We start from the raw sequence: 21,782 nt of genomic DNA on the forward strand, positions 1-21,782 counted from the left end.
GAGGTAGAAGGCTATGATTACTTTATCAGGAAAAAGTGTATTTGGAGGAATTGCGATTGGAAAAATCGCATTTTACAAAAGAAATGAAATCCAGATCAAGCGGAGCCGTGTAGAAGATACCGAACAGGAAGTGAAGCGTTTTGAGGCTGCAAAAGAAAAAGCAGTCTCACAGCTTCAGGAATTACATGACAAGGCCCTGGATGACGTTGGCGAGACAAATGCCATGATTTTTGAAATTCACCAGATGATGCTGGAAGATCTAGACTATGTAGAGTCTATTGTAAATATTATTACTTCTCAGGAAGTGAATGCAGAATATGCAGTTGCGACAACAGCCGATAATTTTGCGGCAATGTTTGCGGCGATGGATGATGCATATATGCAGGGACGTGCAGCGGATGTAAAAGATGTATCCGAACGTCTGATCCAGGTTTTAAGTGACCAGAACAGTGCATCCATGGAAATGAATGAACCGGTGATCATTGCAGCAGATGATCTTGTCCCAAGCGAGACAGTACAGCTGGATAAAGAAAAAGTTCTTTCTTTTATTACAATGTTCGGTTCTGCAAATTCACATACTGCAATTTTGGCAAGAACGATGAACATTCCGGCAGTGATTGGCATCGGAGAAGACCTGAAAAAGGAATATGACGGAAAAGAAGCAATCGTAGACGGAATGGAAGGTGTAATCTACATCGATCCGGATAAAGAGACATTTACGCGTATGCGCGAGAAACAAAAAGAAGATCAGGAGCAGAAAGCACTATTGGAGCAGCTTAAGGGTAAAGAAAATATTACGAAAAGCGGTCAGAAAGTAATGGTATATGCCAATATCGGAAATCTTTCAGATGTTGGTGCTGTTCTTAAAAACGATGCAGGCGGTATTGGGCTGTTCCGAAGTGAGTTCTTATATCTGGAAAGTGAAACTTTCCCGACTGAGGAAGAGCAGTTTAAGGTATACAAACAGGTTGCGGAAAATATGGCAGGAAAACGTGTCATTATCCGTACGCTTGATATAGGAGCCGACAAGCAGGTAGATTATTTCGGACTGGATAAAGAAGAAAATCCGGCACTTGGATATCGTGCGATTCGTATCTGCCTGACAAGACAGGAGATTTTTAAGACACAGCTCCGTGCGCTGTATCGTGCATCGGCTTACGGTCAGATTGCAATCATGTTCCCAATGATCATATCTGTAGATGAAGTAAAGCAGATCAAAAAGATTATTGAGGAAGTAAAGCAGGAACTTAAGGAAGAAGGAATTGATTTCCGCGAGAATGTTGAACTTGGTGTTATGATCGAGACACCGGCAGCAGTCATGGTAAGTCGTGACCTTGCAAAAGAAGTGGATTTCTTTAGTGTCGGAACAAATGACCTGACACAGTATACATTGGCGATCGACCGTCAGAATCAGAAGCTGGAACCGTTTTATGATTCCCATCATCCGGCAGTATTATCTATGATCCGTATGGCAGCAGAAAATGCACATGCAGAAGGAAAATGGATTGGAATCTGCGGAGAACTCGGAGCAGACTTAAGTCTGACAGAGACATTCCTTGAGATGGGAATTGATGAATTATCCGTTGCACCGGGAATGATTCTCCCGCTCCGCAAACGAATAAGAGAAGCAGATTAGAAGCAAAATAAAAAAATATAAACCCCTCCTAAAAATAATATAGATGAAAAAGTGTTTTCAAGAAATAGAGCCATTTACTTTATGGCTCTATTTTGTTAGAATGAAACTGTTATTGTTACCTGGGAAACTATGTTTGTAAATTAATGAGAGGACAAGGAGGAAAACACATGTTAGAAAAAGTTTTCAAACTACGTGAGAACGGCACAGATGTGAAGACAGAAGTTATTGCCGGAATCACAACATTTATGACAATGGCATATATTCTTGCAGTTAATCCAAGTATTATGTCAGCAGCAGGTATGGATTCAGGTGCAGTCTTTACAGCAACAGCACTGGCAGCATTACTTGGCACAGTCCTGATGGCGGTATTTGCAAACTATCCGTTTGCACTTGCACCAGGTATGGGACTGAATGCATATTTTGCATATACAGTTGTAGGCGTCTACGGATACAGCTGGAAAGTTGCATTAACAGCAGTATTTGCAGAAGGTATTATCTTTATTATTCTGTCTGCAACAAATGTCCGTGAAGCAATTTTCAATGCAATTCCGAAGAACTTAAAAGCTGCAGTCAGCGTAGGTATCGGTCTGTTCATCGCATTTATCGGTTTACAAAATGCTAAGATTGTAATCGGAGGATCTACACTGCTTCAGTTATATTCACTGGATAACTACAATGCGGCAAATGGCGTAAAAGCTACTTTCCATGATGTAGGAATCACAGTACTTCTTGCAATTATCGGTATTCTGATCACAGGAATCTTAGTTATAAGAAATATCAAGGGAAATATTTTATGGGGAATCTTGATCACATGGCTGTTAGGAATCGGATGTCAGTTCGCAGGAATCTATGTACCGAATCCGGATGTTGGATTCTACAGTCTGCTTCCTGATTTCAGCAACGGACTTTCTATTCCAAGTATTGCTCCGGTATTTGCAAAGCTGGATTTCCATTCTATGTTTTCACTGAACTTTATTGTGGTTGTATTTGCCTTCCTGTTTGTAGATATGTTTGATACGATCGGAACTCTGATTGGTGTATCTTCCAAAGCAAACATGCTGGATGAAGATGGAAAACTGCCACATATCAAAGGGGCATTAATGGCAGATGCGGTAGCAACAACAGCAGGAGCTGTTCTTGGTACTTCTACAACAACAACTTTCGTTGAAAGTGCATCCGGTGTTACAGAAGGCGGAAGAACCGGACTCACAGCAGTTACAACAGCAATCCTTTTCGGACTGTCACTGTTCCTGTCACCGATCTTCCTTGCCATCCCATCCTTTGCAACAGCACCGGCACTTGTCATCGTTGGATTCTATATGCTGACAAACGTTGTAAATATTGATTTCTCAGATGTTTCTGAAGCAATTCCATGTTACATCTGTATCGGAGCTATGCCGTTCTTCTACAGCATTTCCGAAGGAATCTCTATGGGGGTTATCACATATGTAGTATTAAATCTTCTGACAGGTAAGGCAAAAGAGAAGAAAATCAGTGCACTGATGTATGTGCTTGCAGTTTTATTTGTATTAAAATATATCTTCCTGTAAAAGAAAGGCTGGATTTAGCATGAATTTATTTACAATGGAAAATATTACAAAATCATACACAGACCGGATACTTCTGGATGATGTAGGATTTAGTATTAATGAAAATGAAAAAATCGGTGTGATCGGTGTAAACGGAATGGGGAAATCAACTCTGTTGAAAGTGGTTGCAGGGATTGAAGAAGCAGATGCCGGAAAGATCAGTATGGGTAATCAGGTGAAGATCTGCTATCTTCCGCAGACACCGGTATTTACACCTGGAACAACGATTTTGCAGGCTGCGGTCGGCGGAAATATGGAAGAATGGAACCGCTGGACGATAGAAGCGGATGCAAGATCCATGCTGAACCAGCTCGGTTTTGCGGATTATGAAGAAAAAGTAGAGCATATGTCCGGCGGACAGAAGAAGCGTGTTGCGTTAGTCAACGCGCTTCTGACGCCTGCGGACATTCTGATCTTGGATGAGCCGACCAACCATTTGGACAATGCGATGTCAGAGTGGCTGGAAAATTATCTGATCTCATTTCGCGGTGCGGTTCTGATGGTTACACATGACCGCTATTTCCTTGACCGTATCGCAACCAGGATTGTAGAAGTGGACAAAGGAAAGCTGTACAGTTATCCGGGAAATTATGCGAAGTTTGTGGAACTGAAAGAAGAGCGTCAGAATATGGCACTTGCAACAGAACGCAAGAGAAAAAGCCTGCTTCGGACAGAGCTTGAATGGCTGCACCGTGGCGCACGTGCACGAAGCACGAAACAGAAAGCACATATTGACCGTATTCAGGCAATGCAGGAGATGAAGGATATTCAGGAAGAAAAGCAGGTACTGCTCACGTCTACCGCATCACGGATGGGAAATAAAACAATTGAACTTTCTGATATTTCCAAATCCTATGGGAATCATCTGCTGATCCGGGATTATAATTATATTTTTCTGAAAAATGACCGGATTGGAATTATCGGACCGAACGGATGTGGAAAGACAACGTTACTTAAGATCATCAATGGAATTGTGAAACCGGATACCGGAACGATAGAAATCGGGCAGACAATACGGATCGGCTATTTTTCTCAGGAGAATGAATACATGGATGATTCAATGAAAGTCATCGACTATGTGAAAGAAGCGGGAGAGTATATTCAGACTTCGGATGGAAGAATCACAGCATCACAGATGCTAGAGCGTTTCCTGTTTGAGGGAGCGATCCAGTGGTCAAAGATTGAGAAGCTTTCCGGTGGTGAGAAGAGGAGACTGTATCTTCTGCGGATTCTGATGAGTGCGCCGAATGTGCTGATCCTGGATGAGCCGACCAACGATCTGGATATCCAGACACTTACAATTCTTGAAAATTATCTGGACGGTTTTGATGGAATCATCATTGTCGTATCGCATGACCGCTACTTCCTTGACCGGACAGTAAGAAGAATCTTTGCATTTGAGGGAGAAGGGGCGATCCGCCAGTATGAAGGAGGATATTCTGACTATCTGATTCGTAAAGAACTGGAAGGACTGCCGGATATGACAGTTAAAAGTATGGGAGTCGGTTCCGCAGCACAGACGGAGAAGTCCGGAAGTGAGAATAGCGCTGAGGACAGTCGTGTAACATGGAAAAAACATGATAAGAAATTAAAATTCTCCTACAAAGAACAGCGGGAATTTGAGACGATCGATGAGGAGATCACTGCACTGGAAGAGAAGATTGAAGTTCTGGATGCCCAGATGCTGGAAAACGCCTCCAATTCTGTGAAGTTAAATGAACTTCTCGAGAAAAAGGAAGAAGTGAGCCAGCAGCTGGACGAGAAAATGGACCGGTGGGTTTATCTGAATGATCTGAATGAACAGATTCAGGAAGCGGCAAATTCTTCTAAAGAATAAAAATGATATCCCATATCTTCCCAGCGTGTAAGCAGTTCGTCAAGAATGGAACCGTTGGTAGAAGAAGTATTATGTAATAAAACAATAGCACCGGGATGAATACGAGGAAGAAGCTTTTTAAAAGCTTCTTCTTTTGTTGGCTGTTTATCGGCATACCAGTCCACATAGGCAAGACTCCAGAAGAAAGTATGATAACCTGTTTCCTTTGCCATCTTAAGATTAGAGATGCTGTATTTGCCCTGTGGTGGCCGGTAGAAGCGAGTCATTTTCTCACCGGTGAGCTGCTTATAAGCAGTTTCCACATCTTTTAATTCTTTTTCAAAAGCCTCTTTTGTGGCAATTTTAGACATATCGGGATGGTGATACGTGTGATTGCCGACAATATGTCCTTCTTTATGGATTCTTTTTACAAGCTCCGGATTGGAAGTAATAAAGTTACCGACAACAAAGAAGGTTGCTTTGGCGTGATGGTTTTTCAGTGTATCAAGGATCTTGCCTGTATTTCCATTTTCATAACCACAATCAAAAGTCAGATAGATTTTCTTTTTATTGGTGTCTGCTGCGTAGTGGGCATTATATTTTTTCAGTTCATCGATAGTTGCATTTGCAGTGGGACGGGTTCCATCTTTCTGGAATCCGAGACCCCAGTTTTCTATAGCTTCGGATGATGCAGCAGTTTCGGTAGATGAAGAAGGAAGAGAGAAAAGAGAAGCGAGATATCTTCCGGAGAAGAAGGAGTAGACAAATAAGAGTCCGATTCCGGCAAATTTCAAAAGTGTTTTTTTCATAGAGAGTCTCCAAAAGTCCGATTGATTATTAAGATATATGCCATAGACAGAAATTTTATGAATAATAGTAAAAAAATCTTACATAATATGAAAAAAATTGCTATAATTGTATTATAAGAGGGAAAATGTGCTGTAGTTTGTCAGATGATGAGATGGAGGAAGATATGTTTAAAATAGGTGATTATGTAGCACATTATAAAGAAGGTGTGTGTCAGGTTGTAGATATTGGAAAAATCAGTTTGAGTTGTTCTGACAACGAGAAAGAGTATTATACGTTAAAGCCAATTTATGATAAAGACGGAACGGTATATACCCCGGTGGAGAACAAGAAGAACCAGATTCGGGAAGTTATTACAAAACAGGAAGCGGAGACGTTGATCGCACAGCTGGGTGATATTGAACAACTGACTGTGACAGATGAGAAGAAACGTGAAGGACTTTACAAAGAAGCAATGTTGAAAAATCAGTGCAGAGAATGGATCGTTATTATTAAAACCTCTTATGAAAGAAAGATGGAGCGGCTTTCCAGAGGAAAGAAAGTTACACATGTGGATGACAGGTATCTTGGAATTGCGGAGAAATTTCTCTGCGGCGAGCTGGCGGTGGCGCTGGAGATGAGTCGTGAAGAGGTGAAAGGATACTTAAGCAGCCAGATGAAGGGAGCATAATTCGAGAAGAATTGTAATTGGTATTTATATGGGGATGATTATAATTTCAAAGAGCAGGAACGGTCAGAAGGAGTAGAGTATTTCTGACTGTTCCTGCTTATTTTGCCTCTGTTGTCATAGAATCCAATGGCAGGTTATGCAAATTATGGCAGAGAGAAAAATGCGCTATGCTTACATGCAGTATTTGACAACAAATTTTATCTTTCAGCTGCTTTTTCGGCATAAGTGGTTGTTACAAGGTCATCATATGGAGCGCGTTTTGTGAGTTCACCGGAGCTTTCCAGGATATCCTGTAAGAGGTCAAAGCTTTTCTTTTCAAAAATCAGATTATCTTTCCATGTATCCTGATTATAGTAGCGGGTAAGGATTGTAGTGATGGTGCCATGATCTGTTTCTTTAAATTGAGGGGCGATAACGCTTGCGATTTCTTCCGGGGAATGGGACTGTACATAATCCATACCTTTTTGCAGTGCGTTTGTAAAGTTTTGGATGACAGAGGCGTTCTTTTTGATATAAGACTGTTTTGCACAGAATGCAGTATATGGAACATAGCCGCTGTCAGTGCCAAGAGAAGCGACAACGTAACCTTTGCCTTCTTTTTCGAGGTTGGTTGCACCTGGTTCAAATTCTACAGTAAAGTCAGCCGGTGTCTTTTTTTCAGCGAAAGCGGCAGCAGTTGAACCAAAATCAATGTTCTGATTGATGGACAGATCTTTGGACGGATCAATGCCATTTTTCTTTAAGGTATACTCAAATACCATTTCCGGCATTCCACCTTTTCTTCCGCCAAGTACTTTCTTGCCTTTTAAGTCTTCCCATTTAAAATTATCCAGTTTTTCTCTGGCTACAAGGAAATTTCCTGCGCGCTGTGTCAACTGTGCAAAGTTGACAACATAATCATTTGCTCCTTCGTTGTAGGTATAGATGGAAGCTTCAGATCCCATGAATCCGATATCAGCACTTCCGGAAATGACAGCAGTCATTGTCTTGTCAGCACCAAAACCGGTCTGGAGCGTAAGGGCAATTCCTTCATCTTTGAAATAACCTTTCTCGATGGCAACATACATCGGTGCGTAAAAGATGGAATGAGCAACTTCGTTTAAAGTAACCGGAGTCATTTCTGTTGATGTTTTTTCGCTTTTGGTTGAATCTGAAGTTGTTTCTTTTGTGGAAGCACATCCGAAAATGGTAGTGACAGATACTGCAAGAAGCAGAAGAAATGCGGAAATATGCTTTTTCATATATTCCTCCCTATGAAATAAGTTCTATGATGTATAGTATATTCCGCAGAGTTGAAAAGGTGATGTGGCCAGTGCAGGAGCAGCAGGTCAATATAGTCTGTCTGAAGATTTGAAAGCGATTGCATGACCGTCTGTTCAGCAGTGTCGGTCATTCGATAGCCAGTTTCGATGGTTGCTGTGACTGCATTTGTACAGGTTTCTTTGTTAAGCATAAATGTACCGAAACCTGCAAGTGGCATTTGAATGCCGTTATTTAAAGCTAAATATTCCATGTTCAATCCTCCACTATTGTATTTACTCGGAGTAACTCTCTGTGCTATATTTATCCTAACAAGTTCGTGCAACACGAAGTCAAGAAAAATTTAGAGGACGTCCTAAAAACGGAACTCCGGAGGACAGACCTGAACATTGAAATGTCGGCTTTCAAAATAACGAAAAAGGAGAAGCATTGATATGATATATACTTGCAAATATAAGTCACCAATTGGCAACATTCTTTTAGCAGCTGATGAAATCGGTCTTACCGGTTTGTGGTTTGAAGGGCAGAAACATTTTGCAAATACACTTTCGGATGAGCATATTTCACAGGAAACGAAGATTCTTACAGAGGCAAAAAAATGGCTGGATATCTATTTTTCCGGGAAAGAACCAGAATTTACACCGCCTCTTAATCCAGAAGGAACAGAATTCAGACATAATGTATGGCAGATCTTATTGCAGATTCCATATGGACAGACAATCACATACGGAGAAATTGCCCGTAAAGTGGCTGAGATGAAAAATACTTCCTATATGTCTGCACAGGCAGTAGGCGGTGCAGTCGGACATAATGAAATTTCTGTTATCATTCCCTGTCATCGTGTAGTGGGAACAAATGGCAGTCTGACAGGATATGCCGGAGGAATTGATAAGAAAATTGCGCTGCTTGAGTTAGAACATATAGATATAAATGCTGGCACAGGGAAAAAAACTTGCAGAAGAAAGTCAGATGAAGAACAAATAAAAGAAGTTGCCGTGAAATACATCTGCCGTTTGCATATGTGAAGAGTATCCACCAAATGCAAGCCTGACAATGATTGGACTGGCTGTACCAGTATATACAACGGTGGGAGTTGTTATGAGTGCGGTCTACTATATCTGTATGAACAAAAAAAACAATGTTGGAATAGCAGATAAATAAGTGAGTTGAGGAACATATAAAATGAAAAAAGATACAGCATATTATCATCTTCCGGGATTGTTCGAGTTTTATGAATTTTATCGTGTATTTCTGCCGTTATTTCGTGAACACAGAGAATATTTTTACAACTGGTGCGAGATTGGTTCCATCTACGGGGCACCTGCTGACTGTCTCTGGGGTGGTGGACGTGCCGGATTCGGAGATGGGAGTCCACAGGATGTACTGGCGTTGATGAAGGAATACGGAATATCCGCCCGTTTGACATTTAGCAATTCCCTGCTTAAAGAAGAGCATCTTACAGATAAAAAATGTAATGCACTCTGTGCATTGTTTGCACATGACAGCGCTGTGAAAAATGGAGTGATCGTTTACGCAGACTTGCTGGTGGATCATCTGCGCAGAAATTATCCGGACCTTTACCTGGTATCTTCGACAACAAAGGTTCTGAAAGATTTCATACAGCTGCATGAGGAAGTAATAAGAGATGAATTTCAGTTTGTTGTGCCGGATTTCCGGCTGAATAAAGCATTTGATAAGTTAGATACGCTGTCTGCCGGACAGAAGGATAAAATAGAATTTCTCTGTAATGAATGTTGCTATTTTGGCTGCAAAGACAGAAAAGAGTGTTATGAAACGGTCAGCCGCAGAAATTTGGGGGAAGACTGCAACGATTTCCATTGCAATGCACCGGATTCAGAAGGCGGGTATCGATTTTCAAAAGCCATGAAGAATCAGGGATTTATTGGTATCCAGGATATTCAGAAGAGATATCTGCCAATGGGATTTTCTAATTTTAAAATTGAAGGACGAAGCCTTGGCAGTGCCCTGATCCTGGAATTTCTGCTGTATTACATGACAAAGCCGGAATACCAGCTTAAGGTCAGGGAAGAAATTTATCTGGACAATATGCTGGATCTGTTTTAATATCGTAAACTTACAATCTTTTAACTTAAATTTCCCGATTTTCAATATCAAATTTTTACAATCCTCCTTTATAGTGAATCTCGACATCGAAAATGATCAACTATAAAGGAGGAATCTATTGTGAGAAAGATTCGAAGAAGCGTAGAGAGAAACGCAAAAAAACGTGCAATGAAGGCAGCAGTTTCAGCTATGATGCTGGCAGGTGGAGTTATGATGGCATGTCCATCCACATTATCAAACGTACAGGCGGCAACCGAACACTGGAACGATGCATCAGCTTCTAAATCTGAAAGTTGGAATTTATGGAAAGAAAACTGGGATAAATATAGTAAAAATTATGAGAATGTATCTTTAACACCTGGTGCAGATGAGACACAGCTCAATTTTGCTTACTATAGCAAAACAGCAGAAACACCAAAAGTAAAAATTGCCACAAATAAAGATATGACTGATGCGAAAGAAGTGGAAGGCGCTCAGACAGAGGCAGTGCAGATCGATGGAGAGCAGTATTATTCTAATAAAGCAACGGTAGAAGGATTAAAAGAGAATACAACTTATTATTATCAGGTATTTCAGGATGGCAAATATCAGGACGCACAAAAGTATGCAACGAAGTCTTTCCAAAAGTATTCCTTCTTATATGTAGGAGATCCACAGATCGGAGCTTCTTCCGGACAGACAAGTACAGATGGCGAAGTTATGAAAAATAATAATCTTGCTGCAAGAAATGACGGATACAACTGGAACAATGTGTTAAATAATGCAGTAAAACGTAATCCACAGTTAAGTTTTGTCGCTTCCGCAGGTGATCAGGTGAATACCAACAATAATGAAGTACAATATGCGGCATATCTTGGCGCAGACGCACTCCGGTCACTTCCGGTAGCAACAACTATCGGTAACCATGATTCTGCTTCTGCTCAGTACAGCATGCATTATAATAACCCGAATGCATTTGATACAAGTGGTTATAAAAACAAAACCCAGTACACAGAAGGACACACGGCAGCGGGAACAGATTATTACTATACATATGGAAATACATTATTCATCGTGCTGGACACAAACAATTACAACTGTGCAACACATGAAAATGTAATGCGCAAAGCGATTAAGGAAAATCCAGATATGAAATGGAAAGTAGTAATGTTCCACCATGATATTTACGGATCAGGATATGATCACTCTGATTCTGACGGTATGGTTCTCAGAACACAGCTTACACCGCTTATGGATAAATATGACATCGATGTAGTAATGCAGGGACATGACCATACTTATTCCAGAACTTATCAGTTACAGGGTGATGGAAAAACACACGACAAATTCTTTAAGACAGAAGATACGGCAAATTATTCAAAAGAAAATAACTGCTATGAGATTGTAAACAAAACCCAGAGCGGTACAGTTGTAAATCCAGAAGGAACGGTTTATCTGGAAGCAAATTCAGCAACCGGATCTAAATATTACAATCTGATCACAGCAAAACAGGATTACATCTCTGAGAGAAGCCAGACATGGACACCAAGTTATTCAGTAGTAAATGTAACAGATGATACATTTGAAGTAGAAGTCTATGATGCAGATACAGGAAATAAACTGGATGGATCATCTTCTTACAAAATTGTAAAAAAAGACGTTGTGGAAGCAAAAGACCAGAAGATTACTGCAACAGCTTCTTATACAAAAACAGAGACTTCAAAAGCATTCAAGTTAAACGCAAAGACAAATGGAAATGGTAAACTGACTTACCAGACATCTAATAAATCTGTAGCAGCAGTCGATGCAAATGGAAAAGTAACCGTGAAAGCTCCTGGTAAGACAACCATCACAGTGAAGGCAGCTGCAACAGATACTTATAAGGCAGCAACGAAGAAAATCACAATTACTGTTGCACCGAAGAAACAGAGGATTGCTCTGAACAATAAAAAGGCAGCACAGCTGACCGTAAAATGGGATAAAAATAAAAAGGTTTCCGGATACGAATTCGTATATGCTGATAACAAAAACTTCAAAAAAGCAAAAACAGTAAGAAAATCAAATGCGACAACTTATACAGTGAAGAAACTGAAAACAGGAAAAACCTATTATGTAAAAGCACGTGCTTATAAGACAGTGGCTGGAAAACAAATCTACGGAGCATTCAGCTCAGTCAAGAAAGCAACAATCAAATAACATTACAAAAAAGGGAGCCTGTACTTGAACCGGATTCAAGTATGGGTTTTCTTTGCTACATAGAAAAGGATGAAAAAATAGAAAATGAAAAAAACAATGACATGGAAAAAACTTGTAATCCTTGGGATTACAGTTCTTATATTTGGAATGATTCTATATAAATGTAATGATTTTCAAAAAGCGACTCTGGCATCTTATAAAGGACAGACTTATGAAAGAGGTGTTGTCACAAAAATTGTGGAAGATAATCTTGCAGAGGATGGAAATCGTTATGGAACGCAGAAAGTCCAGGTGAAAATGATATCCGGGACATTCAAGGGACAGAAAAAAGAAGCCATCAATCCGAGTGGAACTTTATTTGGTGCGGACTGTAAAGTAGGAATGAAAATTATTGTGATCGTGAATAAGAGTGGAGACAATGCGGGATTTACTGTATACAGCAAGGACCGTACAATGTCGATTTATGTGTTTGCATTTATTTTTGCACTGGTAGTATGCCTGGTCGGAGGCAAAAAAGGAATTTATGCAGTACTGAGTCTGGTATTTGCATTTATATGCATTATCTGGCTGATGTTTCCGCTTATGTATCAAGGAATTTCTCCGATTTTCCTGACAATCATTGTTGCGGTGCTTACGACAATCATAACATTGGGGCTACTTGGAGGAATTTCAGAGAAAACAGTGGCGGCAATTCTAGGCACAGCCATTGGAGTGATTATTGCGGCAGTGGCGGCGATCATCTTTGGAAAAGCGGCAGGAATTACAGGCTTTAATGTATCAGATATAGAGGCACTCAATTATGTCGGACAAAATACGAAAATTAAAATTGGAGAATTGCTTTTCGCCGGTATTATTATTTCAGCACTGGGAGCAGTCATGGACGTTGGAATGTCTATCGCATCAACCATACAGGAAATATATGAGACAGATAAGACGTTATCGATGAAGCAGTTGTTCCTTTCCGGCATCAATGTTGGACGGGACATGATGGGAACAATGACGAACACACTGATCTTTGCATATGTCGGTGGCGCAATGACAACACTTGTTCTTAATTACGCATATGATCTGAGTTATTTGCAGCTGGCAAATTCTTATGTGATTGGAATCGAGATCATGCAGGGCTTGTCCGGAAGCCTTGGAGTTGTTCTGACAGTGCCGGTTACTGCGTTTATAGCAGCGTTTTTGATTGGAAGAAAAGGAAAAAACGAATTGACTTGTGAAAAGTAATTCGTTATGGTGTATATATGTGAGAAAAATACAGATGATTTAATCGTATATAACAAAAATGGCCAATACAGATAAATGAAAATAAAGTAGTGACACAAAGGAAAGAATTACATTTATGGAACTTCGGGTATTCCGGTATTTTTTAACCGTAGCGCAAGAACAAAACTTTACAAAAGCTACGGAGACATAAGTATTAGTCATAATACAAAAAGAGAACTATAATAAATGTGTACGATAAAAAGAAAGTCTTACACATTTTTTAATGTAAAATTTAAGGAGGTAATTACAATGGCAAAGAAACTGGTTGCATATTTCAGTGCAAGTGGAACAACAAAGAGAGTTGCTTCTGAACCGTGCAAATAAACAGGAAATTGAAAAATGGGCAAAATCACTTACAACAAAGACCAGGAGGAAGACAAAATGAGCGCAAAAACAGAATATGCAGTAAAATTACATAAAAATGGATGCAACTGTGCACAGGCAGTAGCCTGTACATTTTGCAAAGAATTTGGAATTGACGAGCAGGAAATGTTCCGGATCGCGGAAGGTTTTGGACTTGGCATGGGCGTGATGGAGATGTGCGGTGCGCTTTCCGGAATGGCAATGATCATTGGGCTGGATAACAGTAAAGGAAATGTAGAAGAAGGTTCCCCGTCAAAAGGAGATACCTATAAGAAAATTAAAACTTATGTCCAGAAGTTTAAAGAGAAAAATGGTTCCTGCGTCTGTCGTGAATTAAAAGGTGTGGATACAGGGAAAGTCCTGTGCAGCTGCCCGCAGTGTATCGCAGATGCAGTAGAGCTGACGGAAGAATATTTAAAATCTGCGAAATAAAAGGAAATTACGACTAAGAAGAGGGTAAATATGGATCTTAAGACAGCAATTGCACAGGCAGTAAAAGGCGATGAGAGAGGATTCGCCTATCTATATGAACAGACCTGTCAGAAAAAATATTATCTGGCCTTACAGTATATGAAGAACAAAGAGGCAGCAGAAGATGTGCTGCAGGAAGCGTATTTGAAAGCATTTCAGAAACTGCCAACGCTTCAGAACCCAGAAGCATTTGAAGGCTGGCTTGGAATGATCGTGGCAAATACGGCGAAAAATATGCTGGCAAAGAAGAATCCGATGTTGTTTTCAGAGCTTGCTGTGGATGGGGAAGGCGAAGAATATGTGTATGATGTAGAGGATGACAATCCAGAAAATCAGCCGGAACTTGCCTATACACAGGAAGAGACGAAAGAACTGGTGCATGAGATGATGGATACGCTTTCGGAAGAACAGCGGATGTGTATTCTGATGTTTCATATTGAAAATATATCCATTTCCGAGATTGCCCGGACAATGGACTGTTCAGAGAATACAGTCAAATCCAGATTAAATTATGGAAGAAAAAATCTGAAGAGTAAAGCAGAGGAAATGCAGAAAAAAGGATACCGGCTGTACAGTGTGGCGCCGATTCCGCTTTTGTTATATTTACTGAGTACCGATCAGAAGGTCATGGCAGCAGAGCCGGCATTTCGTATGGCAGGAGAAAAAGTAGAAGCAGTTGTTTTGAAAAAAGCTACGGCTAAAGCTTCTACGATCGCAGGAAATACAGCAGCGAAGAGCAGTACCTCGGCGGCAGGAAAAGCAGCAGCGAAAGGCACTGCATCCGCGGCAGGAAAAACAGCAGCGAAAGGCACTGCATCCACTGCAGGAAAGATCGCAGCCGGGAAAATCGCAGCGGCAGTTGTTGCAACGTGCATAGTCGGAGCAGGCAGTTACGGAGTGTATCAGTTGAATAACGAAAATCACATGGCAGACCGGCTTTCCAAGGCAGCGACAACCGCACAGATGACAGAAGATACGGATACAACAACAGATACAAAAAATCATCAAAAGAAAGAAAACAAACAGCAACAGGATAAGAAACAAGATAAAAAACAATCAGATCAGACAGAGATACGGAATTTATACGAGCAGGTGCTGACTGATGTGCAGAATGGAAAATACGAATTTACGCAGATGGAGAATAATACAGACTATTATTATTTTGTCACTGATATCGATGGAGACCAGATCCCGGAACTGGGAGTCGGTCCGAAACAGGACGCGGCACCGATGGAAATCTATGATCTGCGCTTGTTTTCCTGTGAACAGACAGCGAACGGGTATGAGCTGGTGACAATTCAGGGTGAAGAGAATGTGGAAGATCTGCATATAGCGGCAGATGGCAATGGACTGCTCATGAATCTGATCACACAGGGAACTGGAATGTGTGAGGTTCACCGGATTACAGTAAAGAACAAAATACTGGTATATGGTTCAGCAGAACAGACATTCCGTATCGATGACACGGCGACTTCTGAGTTTGAAAACAGCAATCAGGAAGTATCCTGGAAAAGCATTACAGATCAAAGCGGATTGCAGGTTTTGAAGTAAAGATAAAAAAATAAAAATTTTTTTCAAATTTTTAAAACTTTTTTCAAACTCGACCTGTCTATATAGTATAATACAAAAATGTAAGCGTAATTTTTTAATTACGCGAAGGCAAAAGAAAAGGAGACATACTATGAAAAAGAAAATGATCACATTCTTATTAACAGCGGCAATGGGATTTGCTGCTTTGTCACCGGCAACCGTACAGGCGGCAGATAATTCTATCGCAACCTATGCAACGGAAAGTACACAGGGAACCATCAAACTGGATTCGAATGGAAGAGCAAAATATTCAAAGAAAAATCTCAGTAAGGATGCAGTACATTGTTATCGTTTCACACCGAAAACAGCAGGCGATTTAAAAACAATTGTAAAAGCGAAAACAGCAGCTGTAAACTTACGTCTGGTAGAAGAGTTCTCTGATGATGTACTGAGTAATTGGGCAGACCGGTGGAGTACAAGCCAGGAATACACGCAAACCTATTCTCTGAGTAAAGGAGCAACCTATCTGATCGAGGTAAAGAACAGTGTCTCAGATACAAGCAGTAATCCGTATAACGTTACTTTCCAGTTTAAAGGATATAAAGAGACTTTTCCGGAAAACTTCGTAAATCAGGTAGAGGAAAAATATGATGCCAGAACAGTTGGTCTGAATAAGACATATTATGGATTTAATGGAATCGGATCCGATGTAGACTGGTTTAAATTTACGGTAGTATCCAAAGGAGCATTGGTATATTCCGGCGAGGCGTCTAAGGATGTTTATAACAGCAATGGAGACCATATCGATAATTGGTGGCTGGATTCCCTTGGGAAAGGTACTTACTACATAAAAATCTCCGGAAAGGGACATGGCGGATACAATTTCCGTATCAATGATGAAAAAGCTGCAAGACCGAAAGCTACATCCGTTACAAAACTGAGCAGTGGCAAAAAGAGCTTTAAAGTAACTGCAAAGAAAGTAACCGCAAAAGGTTATCAGGTACAGTATTCAGAGAAGAGCAACTTCAAAGGAAGCAAGACAAAGACATTTGGTTCAACTTCTTATACAGTCAAAGGATTAAAAGCAAAGAAGAGATACTATGTAAGAGTTCGTGCATACAATAACTATTTAGATCATAAAGTATATTCTTCCTGGTCAGCAAAGAAGTCTGTTAAAACAAAATAAGAACAGAAGAAATTCTGATATGACACATGCAGACAGTCTGGAAACAGGCTATCTGCATATTTTATTGCTATAAAAGCTGTTCATGTGCCGGCTGGTTGTTATATAATAAAATAGTATCTATTGGCTCTAACAAAAAAATGACAAAGACAATAGGAGAAAAAATCATGAGTAAATGGACAGATTCTGATGTGTTTTGAAGCAAATGAGAATGAGAACTGGCAGACAATGTTTGACTGATAAGTGAGTGTCGAGAGATAGTAGTAGGTGAATGTGTGTAAAAATAGCAGATAAATGAAAAAGGCAGGAACATAAGAGATGAATATTACAGTATACTTAGGAGCGAACAAAGGAAATGACGATTCTTTGGAGAGAGCCGCAAAAGAACTGGGGCAGTGGATTGGCGACAGTGGACATGCACTCGTCTATGGAGGATCAAAAACCGGACTTATGGGGATTCTGGCGGAAGGCGCAGTGGAATCCGGTGGAAAAGTGACCGGTGTAGAGCCGGAGATGTTCATACAAAGTGAAGTACAGTATGATGGCGTGACCGAGCTGATCGTTACAAAAGATTTTCCGGAGCGGAAGCGTAAGATGATCGAGCTTGGCGATGCATTTATTGCATTTCCCGGTGGGACCGGTACACTGGAAGAAATCGCAGAAGTGATATCGCAGACAGCACTGGAGCAGTTGGATGCATCATGTATTTTATATAATCTGAACGGTTATTATGATGGATTGAAAGCATTGCTTTTCCATATGATTGAGATGGGATTATCGACAGAAGAACGGCAGAAACAGATTTATTTCGCGGAAAATCTTGCGGATATTAAAGCAATTTTAGGAGAATAACATGAAAACAAAAGAAAAAAATGAATCTGTACGGATCACAACCCTCGGAATTGCGACAGCTTTAATCGGGAGTATGGTTGGACCGGGATTTTCATCCGGCAATGAATTAATGCAGTTTTTTGGAAATTTCGGATATATTGGAGTTGCAGGCGTTCTTGTCTGTGAAACACTGGTTGCGGTTACAGTGATTATGGCGATGCGTCTGGCGCAGAAAATGGATACACCTTATTTTGATAAAGTGGTTTCTCCAATGGGAGATGGTTTCTTTAGTAAACTTCTCCGCCTTTTCTCCATGGTTGTCACACTTGGATTTATGATTGCATGTATACCGGCAATGACAGCGGTTGGAGCAACGGTTCTGGAACAGCAGTTTGGAATGAATTTTCAGGTTGCAGCGATTGTTTATACCTGTTTTGTGGCAGTTCCGGTATTATTTGGAACCGAAGGATTTACAAAATCCATGTCAGCTTTTATCCCATTTGTTGTAATTGCAGGAGTTGTGATCTGCCTCTGCGTATGTATGCAGCCGCAGGCAAAAGCAATTGATTTCCAGAGTCTGCAGGTGACAAACGGATTGATGAAAAACTGGTTTCTGGCGGCACTTTTATATTTCTCTTATAATACAACGGTGGGAATTGCAGTTGTAGTTCCGTTAGGGCAGAAAGCGAAAGACAATCGGAAGATTATCCGAGGAGGAATCCTCGGTGCGGGAGCACTTGCGGCAATGATATGTGTCTGTGTGATCGCGATTATCCGTAATTATGGAAATGTTTATCAGGCTGAACTTCCGACGCTTGTGATGGCGCGTAAGCTGCATCCGGCTGCCGGTACGGTTTATGCAATTATGATGGTAATCTGCATCTGGGCAGCGGCATGTGGTTGTATGTATGCGGTTCTTTCCAGAGCAGAAGAGTGGAAAGTGCAGAAAAAATCAATTGTGAATACGAACTGGTTCCGCGTACTGGTGATGTCGCTTGTCGGGCTTGCCGGAAGCCACTTTGGTTTTTCTGTAATTGTCAGCGTGTTGTATCCAGTTATCGGATATCTGGGATTTGTAATTTTGTTGATTCTGTTTTACAATTATATAAATATGTGTCTGAAAAAAAGATAAGATGAATATGATAGGAGATATTCTGCGCATTGATTAGGAAAATGAGTCGCAGTATAATAGAAACCAGGCAGGAAGAGGAGGCAGAGAAATGAATATAAAAGAAGAAATTCACGCATTATCAGATGAAATGCTGGAAAAATTAGAAAGACTGGTAGTTATTCCGTCCATAGAAGGCGAACCAATAGAAGGAAAACCATTTGGTGAAGCACCGGCGAAAGCATTGGAAGAGGGACTTCGGATCGCAGACGAGCTTGGCTTTAAGACCGTGAATCTGGATAATTATTGCGGTTATGCCGAGATGGGTGAAGGCGAAGAAATCATAGGTATTGCGGCACACCTGGATGTTGTACCGGAAGGAGACGGATGGACATATGAGCCATTTGCGCTTACAAGGGATGGCGATTATGTATACGGGCGTGGAACAACAGATGATAAAGGACCGGTTGTAGAAGGATTGTATGCTATGAAGATGCTCCGTGATTCCGGTGTAAAACTGAATAAAAGAGTGCGCCTGATTATGGGATGCAATGAGGAAAATGGCTCCGAGTGTATGAAACACTACAACAAAGTCGCAGAAGAGCTGTCCTATGGATTTACCCCGGACGCAGATTTCCCATGTATTCACGGAGAGATGGGACAGATGGCGTTAAATGCCTACTCCAAACATACAAAGATCATTTCTATGAATGGTGGATTTGTATTCAATGCAGTATGTGACACTTGTACAACGGTAGTTCCGGCAGAGGAAGGCCTGAAAGAACGTCTGGAAAAAGCGTTTTCAGAATCTGGACTTCCGGAGTACAAAGTAACGGAAGAAAATGGAGAACTTCATATTTACGCGAAAGGAGTACCGGCACATGCAAGTATGCCGACACAGGGAGTAAATGCGGCAGGTGTTACATGTGCGTGCCTTGCAGAAGCGGGATTCGAAGATGATTTTGTTACATATTATAATTCCCATATCGGTACGGCATGCGATGGCTCCGGGATTGGTCTGAAATTTGAGGATGAATTCGGAGTGCTGACTTTGTGCAACGGAACCGTCCGGACAGAAAATGGCACAATTATTTGTACTATTGATGTGCGTGTGCCTGTGACGTTACATCCGGAGGATGTTCGCAAAATGTGTGAAGGTAAATTAGAAGATGAAAACGGCAGGATGGAGATTGAGAAGCTCGGTGAGCCGTTGTTCTATCCAAGAGAGTCTCCGCTTGTAGAAGCAATCTATAGATCGTATGTAGACGTGACAGGTGATACGAAGAATCAGCCGATCGTAATCGGAGGTGGAACATATGCAAAATATCTGAAGAATGTAATTGCATTTGGACCGGAAAAGACGGAGATCGATTATCGTATTCATGGTGCAGATGAGTTTATCCGCATTTCAGACATGGAAGAGGCAGTGCTGATGTATATGGAAGCTTTGAAAAATCTGCTGGCGATCTAATCTGGGACTGACTGATAAAATGAAAAGATGAAATTTTGATTTGTGATTCTTTCATATTTGGAACTCTGTAGTGACTTTTGATGAGAAAAATGATAGAATAAATGTTACGATGTGCAAAACGAATGAAAAAGAGAGGAAAAGTCATGAAGAATCACAGAAGTTCATTTTCAGGGAAACTGGGGTATGTACTGGCAGCGGCAGGTGCCTCTGTCGGTCTGGGAAATATATGGAGATTTCCATATCTGGCAGCAAAGTACGGAGGAGGAATGTTCCTTCTCATTTATGTTATACTTGCGTTAACATTCGGGTATACGATGATCGTTGCAGAATCGGCACTCGGACGCATGACAAGAAAAAGTCCGGTTGGGGCATTCAAGTCATTTGAAAAAGCAGGTTGGTTGTCTTTTGGTGGCTGGATCAATGCGATCATTCCGATACTGATCGTGCCATATTATTCTGTAATTGGTGGATGGGTACTCAAGTATCTGAAAGAATATATTATGGGAAATGGAAAAGATTTGGCAGCCGATGGGTACTTTTCCGGCTTTATTTCAAATGGAGTATCTACAGAGATCTGTTTTGTAGTTTTCTGTATGTTTACGCTGGTGATTATTTATGCAGGAGTGCGGAACGGAATTGAACGTGTATCCAAGTTGATGATGCCGGTACTGATTGTATTATCGGTAATTATCGCCATTTATTCCGTGACAAGACCGGGAGCAATGGCAGGAGTGAAGTATTTCCTGATACCGAATTTTAAGAATTTCTCATGGATGTCAGTTGTTGCAGCTATGGGACAGATGTTCTATTCCCTGTCAATTGCGATGGGTATTTTGGTTACATTTGGTTCTTATATGAAGAAAGAAACATCAATCGAAGACTCTACAAGAAATGTTGAGATTTTTGATACAGCAATCGCAATGATGGCGGGACTTATGATCATTCCGGCAGTCTTTGCATTTTCCGGCGGGGATCCGAATACGCTTCAGGCAGGACCGTCGCTGATGTTTATTACCATTCCAAAGGTTTTCCAGAATATGGGATTTGGAACAGCTATCGGTATCCTGTTCTTTTTACTGGTGCTTTTTGCTGCTGTTACAAGTTCGATTGCGCTGACGGAAAGTGCAGTGTCGACATTCGAGGATGAGATTGGATGGAGCAGACAGAAAGCAACAGTGGTTGCAGGTGTAATTATGCTCTTACTGGGTACTTTATCCTGTCTGGGATATGGACCGCTTGCGTTCGTAAAGATCATCGGTATGCAGTTCCTGGATTTCTTTGATTTTCTGACAAATTCAGTTATGATGCCGATTGCAGCGCTGATGACAAGTTTATTAGTTTCAAGAGTCGTTGGAATTGACCGGATTGAGGAAGAGATCAGACATGGGGAAAACAGTTTCCGCAGAAAGAAGATTTTTGTTGTGATGATCAAATACTTATGCCCGATTTTCACTATGATTATTCTGGCAAGTTCGGTTGCAAATGCATTTGGATGGATTTCCATGTAAAGGGGTGTAA

General features: G+C 40.9%; 19 protein-coding genes. 16 read left to right on the forward strand and 3 right to left on the reverse strand.

Features of this window, described 5'->3' with window-relative positions:
• Window positions 1-13: 13 nt before the first annotated feature.
• The 3 genes from ptsP (at window position 14) to DW152_RS00230 (ending at window position 5,062) form a co-directional block, all read left to right on the forward strand.
• A complete protein-coding gene (gene ptsP, locus DW152_RS00220; RefSeq protein WP_117538273.1) occupies window positions 14-1,636 on the forward strand; it encodes a phosphoenolpyruvate--protein phosphotransferase in 1,623 nt (540 codons plus the stop codon).
• Window positions 1,637-1,803: 167 nt separating this feature from the next.
• Window positions 1,804-3,186, forward strand: coding sequence for an NCS2 family permease (locus DW152_RS00225; RefSeq protein WP_021861267.1), 1,383 nt, complete (start codon window positions 1,804-1,806; stop codon window positions 3,184-3,186).
• A gap of 19 nt (window positions 3,187-3,205) precedes the next feature.
• A complete protein-coding gene (locus DW152_RS00230) occupies window positions 3,206-5,062 on the forward strand; it encodes an ABC-F family ATP-binding cassette domain-containing protein (protein ID WP_021861268.1) in 1,857 nt (618 codons plus the stop codon).
• Here the strand turns inward: DW152_RS00230 and DW152_RS00235 are convergent.
• Window positions 5,032-5,850 carry a polysaccharide deacetylase family protein gene (locus DW152_RS00235; RefSeq protein WP_117538090.1) on the reverse strand — a complete coding sequence of 273 codons (819 nt, stop codon included), beginning with the start codon at window positions 5,848-5,850 and terminating at the stop codon, window positions 5,032-5,034. The genes DW152_RS00230 and DW152_RS00235 overlap by 31 nt on opposite strands.
• A gap of 164 nt (window positions 5,851-6,014) precedes the next feature.
• Between DW152_RS00235 and DW152_RS00240 the strand changes: the two genes are divergently transcribed.
• Window positions 6,015-6,518 (forward strand): CarD family transcriptional regulator, encoded by a 504-nt coding sequence (locus DW152_RS00240; protein ID WP_021861270.1) that lies wholly within the window; start codon window positions 6,015-6,017, stop codon window positions 6,516-6,518.
• A 197-nt stretch (window positions 6,519-6,715) separates the two neighbouring features.
• Here the strand turns inward: DW152_RS00240 and DW152_RS00245 are convergent, their stop codons facing one another.
• Both DW152_RS00245 and DW152_RS00250 read right to left on the reverse strand, forming a co-directional pair.
• Window positions 6,716-7,759, reverse strand: coding sequence for an ABC transporter substrate-binding protein (locus DW152_RS00245; protein ID WP_021861271.1), 1,044 nt, complete (start codon window positions 7,757-7,759; stop codon window positions 6,716-6,718).
• The gene (locus DW152_RS00250; protein ID WP_117538092.1) at window positions 7,756-8,031 is read right to left on the reverse strand and encodes an aldo/keto reductase; all 276 of its coding nucleotides are present in this window, start codon (window positions 8,029-8,031) and stop codon (window positions 7,756-7,758) included. The genes DW152_RS00245 and DW152_RS00250 overlap by 4 nt, the downstream gene beginning before the upstream one ends.
• 181 nt (window positions 8,032-8,212) lie before the next feature.
• Between DW152_RS00250 and DW152_RS00255 the strand changes: the two genes are divergently transcribed.
• The 12 genes from DW152_RS00255 to DW152_RS00305 all read left to right on the forward strand — a co-directional run bounded on the left by DW152_RS00255 (window position 8,213) and on the right by DW152_RS00305 (window position 21,772).
• Entirely contained in the window at window positions 8,213-8,803 is a 591-nt protein-coding gene (locus DW152_RS00255) for a methylated-DNA--[protein]-cysteine S-methyltransferase (protein ID WP_021861273.1), read from the forward strand.
• Between the two features lie 157 nt (window positions 8,804-8,960).
• Entirely contained in the window at window positions 8,961-9,863 is a 903-nt protein-coding gene (locus DW152_RS00260) for a hypothetical protein (RefSeq protein ID WP_021861274.1), read from the forward strand.
• Window positions 9,864-9,983: 120 nt separating this feature from the next.
• Window positions 9,984-12,038, forward strand: coding sequence for a metallophosphoesterase (locus DW152_RS00265; RefSeq protein ID WP_021861275.1), 2,055 nt, complete (start codon window positions 9,984-9,986; stop codon window positions 12,036-12,038).
• Window positions 12,039-12,122: 84 nt separating this feature from the next.
• On the forward strand, window positions 12,123-13,268 hold the full coding sequence (locus DW152_RS00270) for a YibE/F family protein (protein WP_117538094.1): 1,146 nt from the start codon (window positions 12,123-12,125) through the stop codon (window positions 13,266-13,268).
• Between the two features lie 225 nt (window positions 13,269-13,493).
• The gene (locus DW152_RS13220; RefSeq protein WP_158549915.1) at window positions 13,494-13,631 is read left to right on the forward strand and encodes a hypothetical protein; all 138 of its coding nucleotides are present in this window, start codon (window positions 13,494-13,496) and stop codon (window positions 13,629-13,631) included.
• A gap of 57 nt (window positions 13,632-13,688) precedes the next feature.
• On the forward strand, window positions 13,689-14,102 hold the full coding sequence (locus DW152_RS00275; protein ID WP_117538180.1) for a C-GCAxxG-C-C family protein: 414 nt from the start codon (window positions 13,689-13,691) through the stop codon (window positions 14,100-14,102).
• 30 nt (window positions 14,103-14,132) lie between these two features.
• Complete coding sequence (locus tag DW152_RS00280; RefSeq protein WP_117538095.1) at window positions 14,133-15,692, forward strand: RNA polymerase sigma factor; 1,560 nt, start codon at window positions 14,133-14,135, stop codon at window positions 15,690-15,692.
• A gap of 130 nt (window positions 15,693-15,822) precedes the next feature.
• Window positions 15,823-16,857 (forward strand): fibronectin type III domain-containing protein, encoded by a 1,035-nt coding sequence (locus DW152_RS00285; protein ID WP_117538096.1) that lies wholly within the window; start codon window positions 15,823-15,825, stop codon window positions 16,855-16,857.
• A 315-nt stretch (window positions 16,858-17,172) separates the two neighbouring features.
• On the forward strand, window positions 17,173-17,706 hold the full coding sequence (locus DW152_RS00290) for a TIGR00730 family Rossman fold protein (protein WP_117538097.1): 534 nt from the start codon (window positions 17,173-17,175) through the stop codon (window positions 17,704-17,706).
• 1 nt (window position 17,707) lies between these two features.
• Window positions 17,708-18,817: a YkvI family membrane protein gene (locus DW152_RS00295; protein ID WP_117538098.1), complete on the forward strand. Its 1,110-nt coding sequence runs from the start codon at window positions 17,708-17,710 to the stop codon at window positions 18,815-18,817.
• Between the two features lie 88 nt (window positions 18,818-18,905).
• Complete coding sequence (locus tag DW152_RS00300; RefSeq protein WP_199537835.1) at window positions 18,906-20,264, forward strand: M20 family metallopeptidase; 1,359 nt, start codon at window positions 18,906-18,908, stop codon at window positions 20,262-20,264.
• A gap of 143 nt (window positions 20,265-20,407) precedes the next feature.
• Entirely contained in the window at window positions 20,408-21,772 is a 1,365-nt protein-coding gene (locus DW152_RS00305) for a sodium-dependent transporter (protein WP_199537836.1), read from the forward strand.
• The last annotated feature ends 10 nt before the right edge of the window (window positions 21,773-21,782 follow it).

This window comes from Dorea sp. AM13-35, from assembly GCF_003473885.1.
Classification (GTDB): Bacteria; Bacillota; Clostridia; order Lachnospirales; family Lachnospiraceae; genus Dorea_D; species Dorea_D hominis.